Origin of the sequence: Massilia agri, from assembly GCF_024753255.1 — a bacterium.
Classification (GTDB): domain Bacteria; phylum Pseudomonadota; class Gammaproteobacteria; order Burkholderiales; family Burkholderiaceae_D; genus Telluria; species Telluria agri.
Genome location: NZ_JANUHA010000035.1, coordinates 1 through 15,356, shown reverse-complemented (window position 1 = coordinate 15,356; position 15,356 = coordinate 1). Strand labels below are relative to the sequence as shown.

Sequence of the window (15,356 nt, the reverse complement as noted above, 5' to 3'; positions counted from 1 at the left end):
AGTTCAGCCTGACCCAACAGCAAACGGTGACAGCGCCAAAAAAACAGCCGCCCGAAGGCGGCTGTCCTCATCGGCAAAATACCAGCTCAGTTCGGCTGCGTCCCGCCCAGGTTCTTCTTGAAGAAGGATTCGATCAGGCCATACACGTGACGCTGGCTGACCTTGCCCGAGATGCCGTGCTTGGCGCCCGGGTAGGTCATCAGCTCGAACTGCACGTTGCGCTTCACCAGTTCATCGATCAGGCGCGTGGTGTTGGTGAACAGCACGTTGTCGTCAGCCATGCCGTGCACCAGCAGCAGCGGCGACTTCATGCCGTCCAGGTGGGCGAACACGCCGCTGCGCTTGTAGGCTTCCGGATCGGATTTCGGGGTGCCGCCCACGAACTGCTCGGTGTAGTGGGTGTCGTACAGCGCCCAGTCGGTCACCGGGGCCACCGACACGCCCATCGCGATCTTGTCCGATGCCGCCGACAGCAGGCGCAGGGTCATGAAGCCGCCATAGCTCCAGCCGAACACGCCGACGCGCTTCGGATCGACGAAGCTCTGCTTGGCCAGCCAGTCGATGCCGGTGACCTGGTCTTCGACTTCGACCTTGCCCAGGTTGTTGTAGAGCGCGTCGGTGAAGACGCGCTCGCGGCGGCTCGAACCACGGTTGTCCAGGGTGAACACCACGAAGCCCTGCTGCGCCATGTACTGGTTGAAGTAGCTGCCCCAGCCGCGGGTCACGCGCTGCGAATGCGGGCCGCCGTAGGTGAACAGGAACACCGGGTAGCGCTTCTTCGGATCGAAGTTGGCCGGCTTGATCATCGAGTAGTACAGGGTCTGGCCGTCCTTGGCCTTCAGGGTGCCGTACTCGGTCGGCAGGTGGTCGGGCAGGTACTTCGCGTAGGGGTGGTTCGCGTTCAGTTCGTTCTTCTCGAGCCACTCGACCATGGAACCGTCGGCGCGGCGGATCGACACCTGCGGCGGGGTTTGCGGGTTCGAGTAGGTGTCCACGAAGATCTTGCCGTTGCCTGCGAAGGCGGCGTCGTGCCAGCCGTCGCCGCTGGTGATGCGCACCGGCTTGTCGGCGTTCTTGCCGTCCAGGTTCAGGGCATAGGTCTGCTTGTCGATCACGGCGTCCTTGTTCGACGAGATATAGACCTTGCCCGCGTTTTCGTCGACGGCCAGGACGTTGTCCACGCCCCATTCACCCTTCGACAGCGGATACTGCAGCTTGCCGTCCAGGCCGTAGAGGTAGAGGTGGTTGCGGCCGCTGCGCTCGGAAGCCCAGATGAAGGCCTTCTTGTTCTTCAGGAAGCGCAGGTCGTTGTGGATGCTGACCCAGGTCTTCGAGGTTTCGGTGAGCAGCGGGCGCTGGGCCAGGGTGTCGACGTCGACAGCCACCAGGTCGAGGCGCTTCTGGTCGCGCGACTGGCGCTGGTAGACCAGGGTCTTCGCATCGGCGCTGAAGTCGGCGCGCACCAGGTAGATGTCCTTCTCGGCGCCCAGGTCCACCTTGCGCTGCTGGCCGGTGGCCGGGTTGACGATCATCAGCTCGATCAGCACGTTCGGGTCGCCGGCGGCGGGGTAGTGCTGGTCGATCACTTCGGTGCGGTCGGCGAAGATCTCGAAGCGGCGCACGACCGGCACCGGGGCTTCGTCGTAGCGGCGGTAGGCGATCGCGGAATCGTCCGGCGCCCAGTAGTAGCCGGTGTGCTGGTCCATCTCTTCCTGCGCGACGAATTCCGCCTCGCCGTTGTGGATGGTGCCCTTGCCGTCCGTGGTCAGCTGGCGCTCGGCGCCGGTCTGCAGGTCGATCACGACCAGGTTCTGGTTGCGCACGAAGGAGACGTAGCGGCCCTTCGGCGAGATCTTCGGATCGATCACGTTGCCCGAGGCAACCTTGCGCGGCGCGTCCGGCTTGGCCACGTCGACCAGGTAGAGGTCGCCGGCGATCGGGACCAGCAGCTGCTTGCCGTCCGGCGACCAGTTATAGCTGATGATGCCCGACAGGCCCGCGGTACGCGCGCGTTCGCGGCGCGCCTTTTCTTCGAGCGACAGTTCCTCGTTCGGCACCAGGCGCTTGGAATCGACAAGACGCTGGGTGGTCTTGCTCTTCATATTGTATTCCCACAGGTCCAGCTGGTGCTGGTTGTCGGCACGGCCGCGCAGGAAGGTGACGCGTTCGCCGTCCGGCGACACGCGCAGGTTGCGTACGCCGGGGCCGGACAGGGAGGTGTCGCCGTAGATGCGGTCCAGCGTCAGGCGTTCGGCCGTTGCGGGAGCGGCCGCGAGGGTAGTCGCGGCAGCCATCAAGAGATACAGGAGAGGGCGCATTGGATGTCTCTGGTGTAAGTTAATTTATGACAACTGCCGAACGATACCAGAGTCGCGCCCGAAAAGCTGTAACTACACTGCCGCCGCCTTCGCCTGCGCGCCTTCCCGGATGCGCCGGCGCGCCAGTTTCTCGAAGGACCAGGTGAGCAGCACGGCCGCCACCGTCAGGGCGATCACGAGCCCGATCCAGAAACCGGTGGTCGACATCGGCGCGCCCGGCGTCCAGGGGAACCATTCCGGCGCCAGGCCCAGGATGCAGCCCAGGGGCAGTGAAACGCCCCAGAAGGCCACCAGCTGGATGACCATCGGCGGACGCGTCACCTGGTAGCCGCGAATGGCCGAGGCGGTCGCCACCTGGGTCGCATCGGAGAGCTGGAACAGGGCGGCCAGCAGCAGCAGGTTGGCGCAGGCTTCCTGCACCGCCGGGTCGGAGGTGTAGGCGGCCGCGATCTGCCAGCGGAACAGGGCGATGCCGATCGCCGACAGGGCGCCGAAGGCCACCGACACGCCGACGCCGACCCAGCCGACGAAGCGCGCCCGCTCAGGGTTGCGCTCGCCCATGGCCTGGCCGACGCGGGTCATCATGCCGATCGAAAAGCTCAGCGGCACCATGAACACCAGCGAGGCGAAGTTCAGGGCGATCTGGTGCGAGGAGATCGCCACCACGCCGAAGCGCGCGACCAGCAGGCTGATCAGGGCGAAGGCGCTGACTTCGGCGAAATAGGTGACGCCGATCGGCAGGCCGAGACGCAGCATGGCGCCAATCGATTTCCAGTCCGGGCCTTCCCAGTGGGTGAACGGGTAGGTGAGGCGGTAGGCCGGCGCGTATTTCACCCACAGGACCATGGCGCCCAGCATCAGCCACATGCCCAGGGCCGTCGACACCGCGCAGCCGACCGCGCCCATCATCGGGAAGCCCCAGTTGCCGTACACCAGCAGCCAGTTCGAGAACACGTTGAAGACCAGGCCGAAGATCGCGATCCACATGATCGGCTTGGTCTGGTTGATGCTGGTCGTGTAGCCGTACAGCGCGCGGTAGCAGGAGAAGGCCGGCATGCCGAGGCTGATCACGTGCAGGAACAGGGATGCGCGGTCGGCCACGTGCTGTTCCAGGCCGACGTTATCGAAGAGCAGGGTGCACAGGTTGGCGAACAGCATCCCCACCAGGCCCACCAGCAGGCCTTTCCACAGGGCCTGGCGCACCGAATGCGGCACCTTGTCGTGGCGCGCCGCGCCGATCTCGTGCGCGACAACGGTGTTGAGCGCCATCATCGTACCCATGACGGTCACCAGCACGATGTGCCAGACCGAGGTGCCGAGCGAGACGGCGGCCAGTTCCTCGGCACTGACGTGTCCGGTCATCGCCACGTCGGCCACGCCCATGCCGACGGTCGCCAGCTGGCCGACCAGCATCGGCCAGGACAGGCGCCACAAGGTGGCGATCTCAAGGCGGACCGGGGAGGCGGTATTGGTGGTGGACGTGACGGCGGACATGGCAGCAAAAACGATAGGGAAAACCTGCCATTCTACTGACTAATTGCCAAGGTTGCGTGACCCGAAAGTCGAGGCGTGCCGAGCTCGTCCGTTGAGCACACGCAATATCGCCGGTGGAAATTTGCACGACCTTGGAGTTTTCGCAGGAGGCCACGATGGACGAGCTGATGGCGTTCTACCAGAACGGCTTGCTTTGCATGGCCATGTCCCTCGACGCAGCGGTAGAAGGGCAGGCGGGGCCGGCGGATGCAGAAACAGGAAGCGTTCGGGACGCGGCGACGCGCCGCCTCCCGGCAGCGACTATACCTGCTGCTGCATGGCTTTCTCTTCGACGGTCTGGAGATACACCTGGCCTTGATCGATAAAGAAGGACAGCCAGATATTGGTAGTCGGCGTGCGCAGCAGCCATTGCTCGTAGCCTGGCGCTTCCGGATCTTCGACGCGGTCCAGGCTCGGTGTACCCATCTTGCGCCAGATGGCATTGATGTCGCCGCCATGACGCTCCACGAATACGTCTTCGTGGGGATGGACCTTGTCCACACGCACGGCGCCGAGCGCCTTGAGCGCATTCTGGTAATTGCGGTGCGCGGCCAGGGGCGACCATTTCAGTTCGTGCAGGAAGTACTTGCGCTGGAAAACCTTGCCTTCCACAGGACGCAGCTCTTCGCCGGCCACGACGAAGACGCGGTCGAACTCGAGGTCTTTTTCCGTGTACACACTCTTCGGGTCCAGGCTTGAAGGCGTCGCCAGATAAGGGAAGGCGGGCAGGGCCTTGTCCGACACGGGCACCGTTTGCGGATCGAATCGTGCCGCGGAGGCGGCGGCCGGAGTGGCGGGCGCGGCCGGAGCGGCAGGTGCGCTTGCTGCGGGCTCACTCGCCACCGGCGCGGCGCTGGCCGGCGCTTCCGTGGCGGCATCCTGTGCCTCGTTCTGTTTGGACTTGCATGCAGCCAGGCTGGCCGCGACGAGCAGGGGCAAGACGAATGTCGATAAACGCTTCATGGCTCTTGTGTGGTAAGGAAAGCAAAAAGGCGGGCCAGAATAGCAGGGCTCGTCAATATCGCCTGGTAACCATCCGGCTATCGTGCGCGACCATGCGTGTTGGGTAGCCCGCGCCATAGCGCTTCCGCAGACTCGCTTGCTCATCGGTTGTTGAGCATGCACAAGGTCATATTCGCAAAACTGCACGACCTTACAGAGTCATGACAGGAGAACGCCATGGAAGAGCTGCTGCCGTATTACGAGCGCGAACTGGTCTACCTGAACACGGTCGGGCGCGAACTGGCCAGTCAGTATCCACGCCTGGCGAACGAGCTGGGCATGGGGGCCGAAGGCAGCGAAGACCCGCATATCCGGCGCCTGATCCAGGCCTGCGCCCTGCTCAATGCGCGCACCGCCAAGAAGCTCGACGATGACTATCCCGAGTTCACCGAAGCCCTCCTGGGCAGCCTGTATCCGGCCTTCCTGCAGGGCATTCCCTCCTGCTCGGTCGTGCGCATCGGCGAGCCGGGCGGCCTTGGCGCGGGCAGCCGCGTCGAATCCGTCCAGTCGCTTGGGCGCGGCACCGAGATGAGCGCACTGCACGGCAAGGGCACACCCTGCCGCTTCCGCACCGCCAGCCCGCTCACGCTGGCACCGTGCAGCGTGGCGCGGGCGCGCTACGAGCCGGTCGTGCACGCGCCTGGCAATGTGCGGCTGCCGGCGCGAGCCACTGGCCAGATCGCGATCACGATCGAGAGCGCGGCGCCGCTGCGCCTGCTGCACCAGCTCGGCATGCCGCGGCTACGCCTGTTCGTGGACGCCGACCCGCTGCTGTCGAGCGCCCTGATCGACACCCTGTTCCTGCACGTGGGCGCCAGCTTCATGGAAGCGGGCGAGGGCGGCGCCTGGCGCCAGCTCGACCGCATGCCGCTCGCGCTGGGCGGCTTCGGCGAGGAAGATGCGCTGGTGCCGCTGCGGCCAGGGGAGCACGCCGCCTACCGGCTGCTCAGCGAATACTTCGCCTTCCCCGACAAATTCCATTTCCTCGACATCGACCTGGCGCCGCTCGCCCCCATGTTGCCCGCCAGCGCCCAGCGTTTCACCCTGCACCTGGTCGTGAACGGCCTGCATGGCGACACCGGCGCCGCGCGCCTCCTGGGTACCCTGGGCGCGCAGCACCTCGCGCCCGGCTGCGCCACCATCGTCAACCTCTTCCACCAGGCGGCAACACCGGTGCGCATCACCCACCGCAGCGCCATGTACGACGTGGTGCCGGGGCGCCACGAGGAGGATGTCGAGGTCTACAGCATCGACGCCGTACGCGTGCTGCGCACGGTGGAGGGCAGGCTGCAGCCGATGGATTACCGTCCCTATTACGGACTGCGCCACGGCGAGGGCGGCGAGCTGCGCGAGCGTTACTGGTTCGCACGCCGCGACGATCGCGCCGTGCAGCGCCACCGCATGAAGATCGGTTTTACCGAGGGCAGTTACGGCGACGCGGGCATCCTGGCCTCCCCCGATGAGCAGTCGGTGGCCTCGATCGACCTGACCTGCACCAACGGCGCGCACGCAAGCAGTACCAGCGTCGGGGCGCCTGGCGGTGACCTGGTCAGCGAGACGGCGACCGGCGGCCTGCTGCTGCGCCTCCTGCGCAAACCCACGCCGCCGCACCGCTTCCCCTCCGCGGGCGGCGCGCACTGGCGCCTGGTGGCGCAGCTCGCCCTGAACCACCGCTCGCTCGGCGACCTGGACGCTTTCCGTGAGGTACTGACCCTGTACGACGTGTCGCGCTCGAATGCGACCCAGCGCCAGATCGCCGGCGTCACGGCACTGGAAACCCTGTCCTCGACGGCCTGGATGAAGAGCCCGATCGGAACCACCCTGGTACACGGCACGGAAGTGCGCATGACGGTGGACGAGGACGCCTTTGCCGGCGCCAGCCTGGTCGTGTTCGCCGAGGTGGTCAACCGCTTCTTCGGCCTCTACGTGCACGTGAACAGCTTCACCCGGCTGGTGGTGCGCTCGAGCCAGTCCGACCGGGAGCTCCTGCGATGCGCGCCCCGCAACGGCAGCCTGACCTTGCTGTGATCGACCGCTTGCTGGAAGAACCCTGGCGCTACGAACTGTTCCAGGCAGTCCGCCTGCTGTCGCGCTGGCTGCGCCGCCAGAAGGGAGGCGCGAATATCGAGGCCGCGCTGCGTTTCGAGAACGTGCTCTCGCTCGCCTTTCCCGCCGCCGAGATCGACAGCCTGCGGGTGGAGCGCGACAAGGACGGCGAACTGCGCCTGCGCGTGCGCACCGCCGTCATGGGCTTGCTGGGCGTGAACGGGGCGCTGCCCCTGCACTACACCGAGCGCATCGCGGCCTGGGAGCACGCCACCCACGACGAGGGCCCGCGCGCCTTCTATGACGCCATCTCGAACCGCCAGGTGGCGCTGTTCTACCGCGCCTGGTGCAAGTACCGTGTGCGCGGCGGACCTGATGAGCAGGGCCGCGACCGCTTCCTGGCCCAGCTCGCGGCGCTCGGCGGCGTGGTGGGACGGGCGCCCTTCGATGCGGGGCTGCCGTTCGAAAGCCTGGCCTATTTCGCCGCCCAGCTGCGCAGCCGCGTGGTGCCGGCGGGGCTGATCGCGGGCGTGCTCGGCGAATACCTGCAGGCGCAAGTCGAGGTCGAACAGTTCACCGGGCGCTGGGACGTGCTGCCGGTCGAGGAGCGCAACCGGCTGGGCGAACACAATTGCCAGGTCGGCGTCGTCGCCACCCTCGGCGAACGGCTGCCGCGGCCCGAGCTCGGCATCCGGATCCGGGTGGGGCCGGTGCCTGCCAAGGTGTTCGAGCGCTTCCTGCCGGGCGCGCCGGGTGCCCATGCGGTTGCGGCGATGCTGCGGCAGTTCGCGATCGAGGTTCCCTACCGCGAACTGCAGGTGGTATTGCGCCGCGAAGACGTATCCGGGGCCACGCTGGATGGCAGGAACCGCCTCGGACTGGATGGTTTCCTGTGCACGCGCACGCCAGGACGCGACCGCGACGACGTCTGCTACCTGCTGCCCTGAATCGATGCTTCCTCGCAGTGATCCGCGCGACGCCCGCCGGGCGGCCGACCTACAATCGTCCCGACGACGAAACAATCCAACGGGAGGATATATGGGCGATGAAGTCGATCTCGTGAGCGAGGACGATGTGCTGGGAAAACGCGTCGCGGTCCTGATGACGGACGGCGTCGAGCAGGTCGAATACACCGGGCCGCGCACTTTCCTGGAAGGGAAGGGCGTGCGCGTGACCCTGATTTCCCCGAAGGCGGCGGGCGAGGAAGTGCAGGGCATGAACCACGACCAGCCGGGTGACAGGTTCAGGGTCGAGCTGAGCCTGTCGCAGGCGAAGGTGTCGGACTACGACGCGCTGCTGCTGCCGGGTGGGGAGGAGAATCCGAAGAAGCTGCGCCAGATTCCGGAAGCGATCGCCTTCATCAAGGCCTTCGACGACGCCGACAAGCCGATCGCGGCGATCTGCCATGGTCCCTGGCCGCTGATCGAGGCGGGGATTGCGGAGTCGAAGCACCTGACCAGCTATCCGGCGATCCAGGATGACCTGAAGGCGGCGGGGGCGGAATGGACGGATGATGAGGTGGTGGTGGACGGCAAGCTGATCACGAGCCGCAAGCCGGATGATATTCCGGCGTTCAATGATGCGCTGATGAAGGAGTTGATGGTGATTCAGCAGGCGGGGGCGGATCCGGGGCCGACGTCTTGATGCCGGCCCGGCGTCCTCTATATGTCGGACGCCGGGCTGGCCAGTCTACTCGCAAATGACGGTGATCTTCGGCACTCCGGGCAGCGCTGCCCGCTTGAGAGTCAGGATGCATTCCGTTGTATCGTCCCGGACGCGCTTTACCAGCCGGATGGCGCCTCCGTCACCATAACTGCACTGAACCCATTTCTCTGGTGGGTGCTGGATGCGGTCAAAGCGATAGCGTATTTCGTGCCCGTTGTCGATTTTCTTCTCCTGTCCCCGCAGGTCTCCACGTATTTCAATTGGCCCGGTGAGCATGCCAGCGCTGATCAAAGGCTGGTTGCCAAGCACCACTGCGCTATTCCATTTCGCTGGCCGGGCAATCACCGTGTCGTTGGATGGATAGGTATCCGGGCACCGGATCTGCTCTGTGGCCAGGACTGAACCCGGAATGAGAAGGATTGAAAGGAGTAGCGCTCTCATAAAACGACGTAAAAATGGTCGGCATTGTCGGAATCATCATGTCGATTTCCCTGGGCGTGTGTCTTCGCCCCGCGAGGAATAATGCTTCGGGCAGATATTTTCGGCTTGCTTGTCCATTGGTCCATGACCGCAATATACGACGGTTTCCCGGTCTCGCGATCACGTGGCCCCGCATACAGGAATAGCGCTGCATGGTTGCCTTTGGGTCTATTCGGGTACCGGCCATTCACAAATGTGGCGATGACTGTGCCTGTTGCCAGTGCACTCGCATCCAGCACGCGTACACCCGGACGCCACGTGCTTGTGTGGCCGACTTTGGTGAAGTGCTGGACGAGAGCAACACAATTCCCGTCGCCGACCTTCTGGCTACCTTCCAAGGACTTCGCTTGAGAAAATATATGCGGCATATGGCTTCCTTTCGAAGAAGCCAGTTTGTCGGTCTCAAGCGGTCGCATATTGGCGACGATCAAAGGAAACCGCCGAGTTCGGAAAAGCGGAAAATAAAAAGCCGCTGACGAATCAGCGGCTTTTTGGAAGAGGTTGGTGGAGGCGGCGTCTACTGAATGTTGGGCTGGAAGCCGCATGGATACTAGGTTTGAAAGTTCTCGTGTTGATGAGTTACCCCCAAACATACCCCCGTCTATACCCCGCTTCTCATCCATTTGAGTTGTTCTGCGCTTACAACAGCAAAGTAAATAAGCTTGGCCTACGGCACGGTCAGTGCGGCTGTACTTCAAGACGGCTGCCTCTAGTCTGTTACATATCCGCGCACTACCGGCGCTCGATCACAATACGGTTGCGATCATCTGATCGCTCGACGGCACGTGGCACTAGCCTTTCATGACCTTGAAGCTTGTGGCGCTGCAGAGCTCATTGATCCCAAGGAGTTTCTTGGGCTGACGGCGCGAGCAACAGCGTATAGGGCGACTACGTCGGCAACCTGGTACCGCCAGGCGCGGCGACCGCGATTGCCGAGGTGAAGGTTTCTAGGCTGTTGCTGTCTAGGAGTGGTGAAACCATCGTGCTGAGTGCGAGGCTGATCTGGGTGCGGAAGGTGGTCCTAGCGCTGACGAAGTCAGAAGGGGAAGCATGCTGATTGCGCTACTTTCCTTAGCCCGGTCGTTCACTCGAGCATGCGGAGTTTTACTGGTTTTCGAGGCGCTGCAAAACGATGGCGCAAGAACTCTTTGCGTTGTCGGTTGCATCCAGCAAATCTTCGACCGCCGATTTTAGGTCTCGCATGATTGAACCACCACTTTCATAACGATCGGCCATCCCATGATGGCGGAAAGGAGAAGCAACCATCTCAAGCGCAGTCGGCATGGGCGTGACAGTGATAACAATGGTGACGTCCGGCACTTCGATCATTCGGATACTTCTGAAAGAGTCCGCGAGATCGTGCAAAGATTTCCAGTTGAAGTTGGCAAGAAATTCGGTATCGTTGCTTGTTATTGCTGTCTTGAGGCTATAAGCAAGTACCCATGCACTTATCAACATCGCTTGGATAATTTCCACGCGGCGCCGATCCTCGCTTATCGCGCGTTCTTTTTCTAGTCTACGAGAGTGCTGCAGCTGATGGTATGCGATCCAAAACGCCACCATGATGGCCAAAATCGAGCCGACAGCTTGCACCCAAGATGCCCACTCCCCCTTGTTCAAATCATATGCATGTCCAACTAGAATTAGATCCCAGATTAATCCGAGCGCAAGCAGGATCCCTAGCACAACAGCGTTATTCAACCATTTAATGATATTTTTCATCATGGCATCTTATCACCAATAAATAGATGACCATGGCAAAAGCCCGCCCTACCGGCCCGCCCAAGGCGAGACCGCCCAGTGCAGCAAACTGCGTCTTTCGCACGCGTGCCCAAATGGTGCCGCCAGTAGTGCTACAGGGGCCAATGCTTTCGCTAAGCTGCTGAGGGCCAGGAACGTCGCCTCGAAACGCAGCGTGTGGGCCGCTCTGCATTAGGCGCGCTTGATGGCCCTCGACCGGGATGCTGAGCATCCGGACAAGATCAACGTCATAGCGCGGAATCTCGGGCGGCTGGCAATCGACGCGATCAACGACGAAAAGCAAACATGGATCCGAGAACTGTGGGCGCCGCGTGCGACTCAGGGGAAAGCTGGGCCGTCTTTCCCTGGTTCGTTCGGCGGACAGCGAAGCGTCATCGTGTTAGATGTACAGCTCCCTAGACGTAAAAAGCCCCGCTTGATGGCAGGGCTTGGAGAAAGTCAGTTTAGTGGAGGGCGCGGGTGAGACTAGAAAAGGGTTGTGTGCGAGCAATGGATGAAATCATCCCCATTTCGCTCTCAGCTCTTATCGGGTCAAAACGATCATCAACAATAATTAACGGCGAACGCTGACCAACAAAGGGGCCGTTGATGACATCCCCCACTTTACGCATAGACATTCCTGTGCTGATCCCATGTGGAGTGATAACGTCAATTAGATCGTCTCCGTGCTGGAAGTCGAAACGATGCTCAGCTCTAGATGCGCCTTTCACCTTAGGATTCTTCTCGAAGTAGGCGGACGGGTCGCGCGCGACAATATATGCTTCGGCTTCTGCAGGCAAGTCATGCTCGTTGGGAGCTGCCTTCAGCTGCTGAAGTGCCCAGTGATTTACTGCCAATAGGCTTGAGACTGCATTGGCGAAATTCCATGCACTCTTTTCCTGAGAACTTATCAATCGAAAGTCGCCGTCATCCGTGAGAGTCATAGCGTGTGAGGACATTTCTTCCCGCAATGATCGTATGCGAGAAGGCTTCCAAACATCAATCCCCAAGCCACTAAGATGCATTAGCGTGTCGCCATTATCGCTAATGACCACATGATCGCCTACCGGCATCAGATAAAGATTAATCGCGGCGCCACCAGGCAGGCTAAAAGGCGTGCCGATTTCAAGCCCTATCGAACCGTTGAGTCCGCGGACTTGCCGGCAATCATAGCGGGTGAGGGCATTGGCCCAATTGCAGTTCAACATGGCTTTTCAATTTGAAATGGGTGCACGTTTATCAAGCGCAGGAACCAAGCGAGAGAACCGTCCCAATCCTCACAGCTTACGCCTATTTCTTCGACAGCGGTTGGTTCATCCTCACCGATGTGAAGGTGAGGTCCGTAGATTGTTGTTACGCCGTTGTGACTACGTTTGTCAGACGGACAGACCTCGAGCTGAACGATACGATGTCTCGGCTGTACACCCTTCCTGCGCATGATAGTGAACAATAGAAGACACCGGGACGTGACGACTGGTGCCTTAGCCTCGATCTCAAGAGTAATGCCCGGCAGAAAGATGTTCTCGAGGTCGGACAGCTGCGCGCTGCCAATGACACTACCGAAGTGATTGTTTCGCTTTTGGAAGCCGGACCAGTTGTGAGCTAGCTTAGGCAACTTGATGAAGTCGAGAATTTCGCTAACGTCAGTTTGCATCTAGAGTTACCTGGGCGGCATCTAAGGCGTGCCGTTTCGCTCAAGCATGATACATCATGAAAGTTCCAATGAAACTCACCAAAGTACGCGAGAGGAGTATGATTTACCGTGGAGTCGTGGATTGCAGAGTGTTAAGAAAGTCCCATTTCCCCAAAGCATAAGCCTGCGGAGCGATTCCATGAACTTCGCGTACCTTTTGCGCTATTCTCCAAGCTTCCATCCCTATAGCGCGGCATTGTCGTTGAGCCTCTTCTGCGCCATCATGCGGTCCGCATGCATCGAGGATGAACGCAATGGAGCCGTTGCCAAAATCAATTCTCGGGGCTAGTGCGAGAACCTCGGAAGTCAGGCCAGTGGCTATCCAACGCCATTCGATAGCATCTGGTAGTGTCAGTTTGGGCAAGGACGGGATGTTAGATGTGACCCACCCAGTCTGATACGAAAGCTCGACGCTATCGCTAATATCACTTACCTGCCGTGCGCATTGGATTGCATACCTTTCAAGCGTAACCGCTAGCTGCAGGGCTATAAACTGCCTATCGCGATTTGCATTTTTCTCTTCGCGGCGATGCTCTTTCAACCAAGTCAATGCTTGTGAAAACAGTGCGGCAGAAACACCTGAGGCAATGATTTGCCCGAGTGGTGAGATGTTCCACTCATCGCGTTGGAAAAGATAAGCTGTCACGAGAAGGCCTCCGCAAGTGATAGCTAACGCCAGATATCGATTCAGATTACTCATGCTTAAACAAAACTACAGGTGATCATAGGGCTTCCTGTCTTGGCAATCTGTCGGCCTTTCTGCGTCTGCTTCCAAGGTTGGAACATTAGCTTTCTGTTGCTAGCTCTAGGGATCTGTCTTCTTGATCCAGCCTTGTTGAAGTGCCCAGCGCACTTCAGTTCGCCATGTGATGCGCCGCCCGGTTCGCGATGTGTTTACTGGATCAGAAGCGCGTTGCGCTAGCTCCTCGAACGAGGTGCAGTCCCAGATGATCTTCCATAGTGCCCACTTTGCGGGGTCAGTCTTTTCGTCTGCCTGGAGGCGGTTTTTGATCAAGACCACGTACCCGCCTTCGAGTAGCTCCGGAATCCGTCGCACCATAGCCATCAATCTCGAATGAGGCCAGCTGCCTTCAAGCGAGAGAGGGCATCCTTTGGCGCCTGTACGTCGCAAATCGTGCCGGAGTCGAGGTCAATTGTCCCGCCTGTGATTTTATGCACGTCGGGAGCCGGCACTTCCTCGAGCCGTTCGGTAAATCTTTGCTCGGCCCGCTTTTGGGCTTTTGCAAGCATAGTCTTTTCGTTCTCGACAAACTTTTCAATGTCTTTTCTAAAACTCATCTTGCCTCCAAATTAGCATTCAGCATGCCATCTCGCTCAAGCATAATACCGCTGCCGAGTTGGCAAAAAGTTACCAATTGTAGCAGCTATGCCATGTTCGCATCGAAGTATTAGGTCAGCCCGAACATCCCTGCCAGCGTTGGATGTGCGTACTTCTCATAGTACGGTAATGTCCTGTTGGATGGCCATAGATACTGGTGAGTTGGGAAGTCGGCTAGCGGGATGAGGTAGATGCGAGCGACGTTTGTATTAGCTTGGTCCATCCGTACCCATACAACAAAGTCTACAGCAGGCTCGTATGCGACTGTGACCTTCCAGCATGGGTGGCTGCGCTCATAGCGGCAGCGAGTGCACAGTAATCGAACGGTGACGCCATTGAGGCGCCAGGTTCGAGGAGTGAGGCACTCGATCAGCGCCTTCGCTAGGACTGCACATCGCACGAACTCAGCTGTAACTTCGCGAGTGACGCAGCGCAGTCGGTAGCGTGTGATCGTTGCCTGAGAAAGAGAGGGCCAACTCACGCCAGCAAGTCCCATTGCTGAGGCAAGGCCGTTGAAGCGGAGAGCGTACGATTTTACCGCTGGGCCATCGCTGGCGTTGATGAGGTCTGCCGTCACCTTTCCATGTTTGACCATAATGTCGCGAAGCTCGTCTAGCATCTCGTCGCTAGTCCAGTGCCGGCGCCGGCGTTTGCGTTCGGCTACCGCTTGGTCGAATCGCTCACGTGTAACGATCCCCTCGAACGCTTCCTCTCGTCGAACCCATTTCGACGGATCGTTGGACCTACGGGCGGTACGCATCCGCTGGGTGCCGCGGTTGAACGTCATCGTTCCGATGTACTTCTCATTGGTTAAGATTTGCTTAACCAGGTGAGCGGACCATGGGCGCCCAAGGCCAGTTGAAATTCCTTCGCTGTTTAGGCGGGCCACGATTCCGACATCGGGCATTCGTTCAACTAGATACATGTCATAGATCCGGTGGATCACTGCGACTTCTTCGTGTGAGCCTGGGACGTAAGTTACTCGATCACTCGGCATGTTCTTTCGTTCGCCGGGACCGAGGATACCCTTTGGTTGCCCAGCTGCTGAAATGGCCATTCGTCTGAGGCCGAAGCCGGCAGTGCCGCCTTGTTTAAACCCAGCTTGAGTCAGGCGTGCCTGAGCGTGGAATACTTTGGCGGAGAGTTCGCGGCTGTACTCGGCAGCCATTGCTCGCTTCAAGCCCTTAAGCACTGTAGCCAGGGGAGAGCCGTCGTTTGAGAACGGCTCAGCACAGTAGGCAACTGCGATACCGGCGCGCCGGCAAGCGAACTCATAGTAGGCGCTCTCGTCGACGTCCTGAAACCTCCCCCATCGACTGACGTCGTAGACCAATACAACTTTGAACTCAGCTTCGCCAGACTGAATGTCGCGAAGCAGCTGCAGCAGGCCGGCGCGTCCCTCAAGTGTCAATCCGCTGCGTCCTTTATCGCAATACGTTTTGATGATGCTGAAGCTGTGACTGGCAGCGTATTCATCGAGCGCAGCCTCTTGGTGGGTGGTCGAATAGTTCTGGTGCTCGGTCGACGCTCGAACGTAAAT

The 15,356-nt window shown here is 60.6% G+C and carries 13 protein-coding genes; 3 read left to right on the top strand and 10 right to left on the bottom strand.

Translation table 11 applies throughout. The features are described 5' to 3' along the window. Positions 1-86: 86 nt before the first annotated feature. The 3 genes from NX780_RS24885 to NX780_RS24875 all read right to left on the bottom strand — a co-directional run bounded on the left by NX780_RS24885 (position 87) and on the right by NX780_RS24875 (position 4,814). Complete coding sequence (locus NX780_RS24885) at positions 87-2,318, bottom strand: S9 family peptidase (RefSeq protein WP_258830578.1); 2,232 nt, start codon at positions 2,316-2,318, stop codon at positions 87-89. Between the two features lie 72 nt (positions 2,319-2,390). Further along, positions 2,391-3,812 (bottom strand): MATE family efflux transporter, encoded by a 1,422-nt coding sequence (locus tag NX780_RS24880; RefSeq protein WP_258830577.1) that lies wholly within the window; start codon positions 3,810-3,812, stop codon positions 2,391-2,393. A 300-nt stretch (positions 3,813-4,112) separates the two neighbouring features. Then, the gene (locus NX780_RS24875; protein WP_258830576.1) at positions 4,113-4,814 is read right to left on the bottom strand and encodes a hypothetical protein; all 702 of its coding nucleotides are present in this window, start codon (positions 4,812-4,814) and stop codon (positions 4,113-4,115) included. Positions 4,815-5,030: 216 nt separating this feature from the next. Here NX780_RS24875 and tssF point away from each other — a divergent pair, with 216 nt between their 5' ends. From tssF to NX780_RS24860, 3 genes are all read left to right on the top strand, one after another. Next, positions 5,031-6,881, top strand: coding sequence for a type VI secretion system baseplate subunit TssF (gene tssF, locus NX780_RS24870; RefSeq protein ID WP_258830575.1), 1,851 nt, complete (start codon positions 5,031-5,033; stop codon positions 6,879-6,881). Continuing rightward, the gene (gene tssG, locus NX780_RS24865; RefSeq protein WP_258830574.1) at positions 6,878-7,846 is read left to right on the top strand and encodes a type VI secretion system baseplate subunit TssG; all 969 of its coding nucleotides are present in this window, start codon (positions 6,878-6,880) and stop codon (positions 7,844-7,846) included. Before tssF ends, tssG begins: the two co-directional genes overlap by 4 nt. 91 nt (positions 7,847-7,937) lie before the next feature. Next, positions 7,938-8,543: a type 1 glutamine amidotransferase domain-containing protein gene (locus tag NX780_RS24860; RefSeq protein ID WP_258830573.1), complete on the top strand. Its 606-nt coding sequence runs from the start codon at positions 7,938-7,940 to the stop codon at positions 8,541-8,543. A gap of 45 nt (positions 8,544-8,588) precedes the next feature. Here NX780_RS24860 and NX780_RS24855 read toward each other — a convergent pair whose 3' ends face one another. From NX780_RS24855 to NX780_RS24825, 7 genes are all read right to left on the bottom strand, one after another. After that, positions 8,589-9,005, bottom strand: a complete 417-nt coding sequence (locus NX780_RS24855) for an STY0301 family protein (protein WP_258830572.1) — start codon at positions 9,003-9,005, stop codon at positions 8,589-8,591. Then, complete coding sequence (locus tag NX780_RS24850; RefSeq protein WP_258830571.1) at positions 9,002-9,667, bottom strand: BPSL0067 family protein; 666 nt, start codon at positions 9,665-9,667, stop codon at positions 9,002-9,004. Before NX780_RS24850 ends, NX780_RS24855 begins: the two co-directional genes overlap by 4 nt. 481 nt (positions 9,668-10,148) lie before the next feature. Beyond that, positions 10,149-10,769, bottom strand: a complete 621-nt coding sequence (locus NX780_RS24845; RefSeq protein ID WP_258830570.1) for a hypothetical protein — start codon at positions 10,767-10,769, stop codon at positions 10,149-10,151. A gap of 479 nt (positions 10,770-11,248) precedes the next feature. Beyond that, a complete protein-coding gene (locus tag NX780_RS24840) occupies positions 11,249-11,992 on the bottom strand; it encodes a DUF1828 domain-containing protein (protein WP_258830569.1) in 744 nt (247 codons plus the stop codon). Positions 11,993-12,541: 549 nt separating this feature from the next. Then, a complete protein-coding gene (locus NX780_RS24835; protein ID WP_258830568.1) occupies positions 12,542-13,123 on the bottom strand; it encodes a hypothetical protein in 582 nt (193 codons plus the stop codon). Between the two features lie 419 nt (positions 13,124-13,542). Next, the gene (locus NX780_RS24830; protein WP_258830567.1) at positions 13,543-13,776 is read right to left on the bottom strand and encodes a hypothetical protein; all 234 of its coding nucleotides are present in this window, start codon (positions 13,774-13,776) and stop codon (positions 13,543-13,545) included. A 110-nt stretch (positions 13,777-13,886) separates the two neighbouring features. Beyond that, a partial coding sequence (locus NX780_RS24825; RefSeq protein ID WP_258830566.1) for a recombinase family protein occupies positions 13,887-15,356 on the bottom strand: 1,470 nt, incomplete at its 5' end.

Excerpts from the sequence above, each read along its gene's own strand:
- NX780_RS24845 (WP_258830570.1), bottom strand. The coding sequence starts at position 10,769 with ATGATGAAAAATATCATTAAATGGTTGAATAACGCTGTTGTGCTAGGG.
- NX780_RS24855 (WP_258830572.1), bottom strand. The coding sequence starts at position 9,005 with ATGAGAGCGCTACTCCTTTCAATCCTTCTCATTCCGGGTTCAGTCCTG.
- NX780_RS24830 (WP_258830567.1), bottom strand. The coding sequence starts at position 13,776 with ATGAGTTTTAGAAAAGACATTGAAAAGTTTGTCGAGAACGAAAAGACT.
- NX780_RS24875 (WP_258830576.1), bottom strand. The coding sequence starts at position 4,814 with ATGAAGCGTTTATCGACATTCGTCTTGCCCCTGCTCGTCGCGGCCAGC.
- NX780_RS24860 (WP_258830573.1), top strand. The coding sequence starts at position 7,938 with ATGGGCGATGAAGTCGATCTCGTGAGCGAGGACGATGTGCTGGGAAAA.
- tssF (WP_258830575.1), top strand. The coding sequence starts at position 5,031 with ATGGAAGAGCTGCTGCCGTATTACGAGCGCGAACTGGTCTACCTGAAC.
- NX780_RS24840 (WP_258830569.1), bottom strand. The coding sequence starts at position 11,992 with ATGTTGAACTGCAATTGGGCCAATGCCCTCACCCGCTATGATTGCCGG.
- NX780_RS24885 (WP_258830578.1), bottom strand. The coding sequence starts at position 2,318 with ATGCGCCCTCTCCTGTATCTCTTGATGGCTGCCGCGACTACCCTCGCG.
- NX780_RS24880 (WP_258830577.1), bottom strand. The coding sequence starts at position 3,812 with ATGTCCGCCGTCACGTCCACCACCAATACCGCCTCCCCGGTCCGCCTT.
- NX780_RS24850 (WP_258830571.1), bottom strand. The coding sequence starts at position 9,667 with ATGGATGAGAAGCGGGGTATAGACGGGGGTATGTTTGGGGGTAACTCA.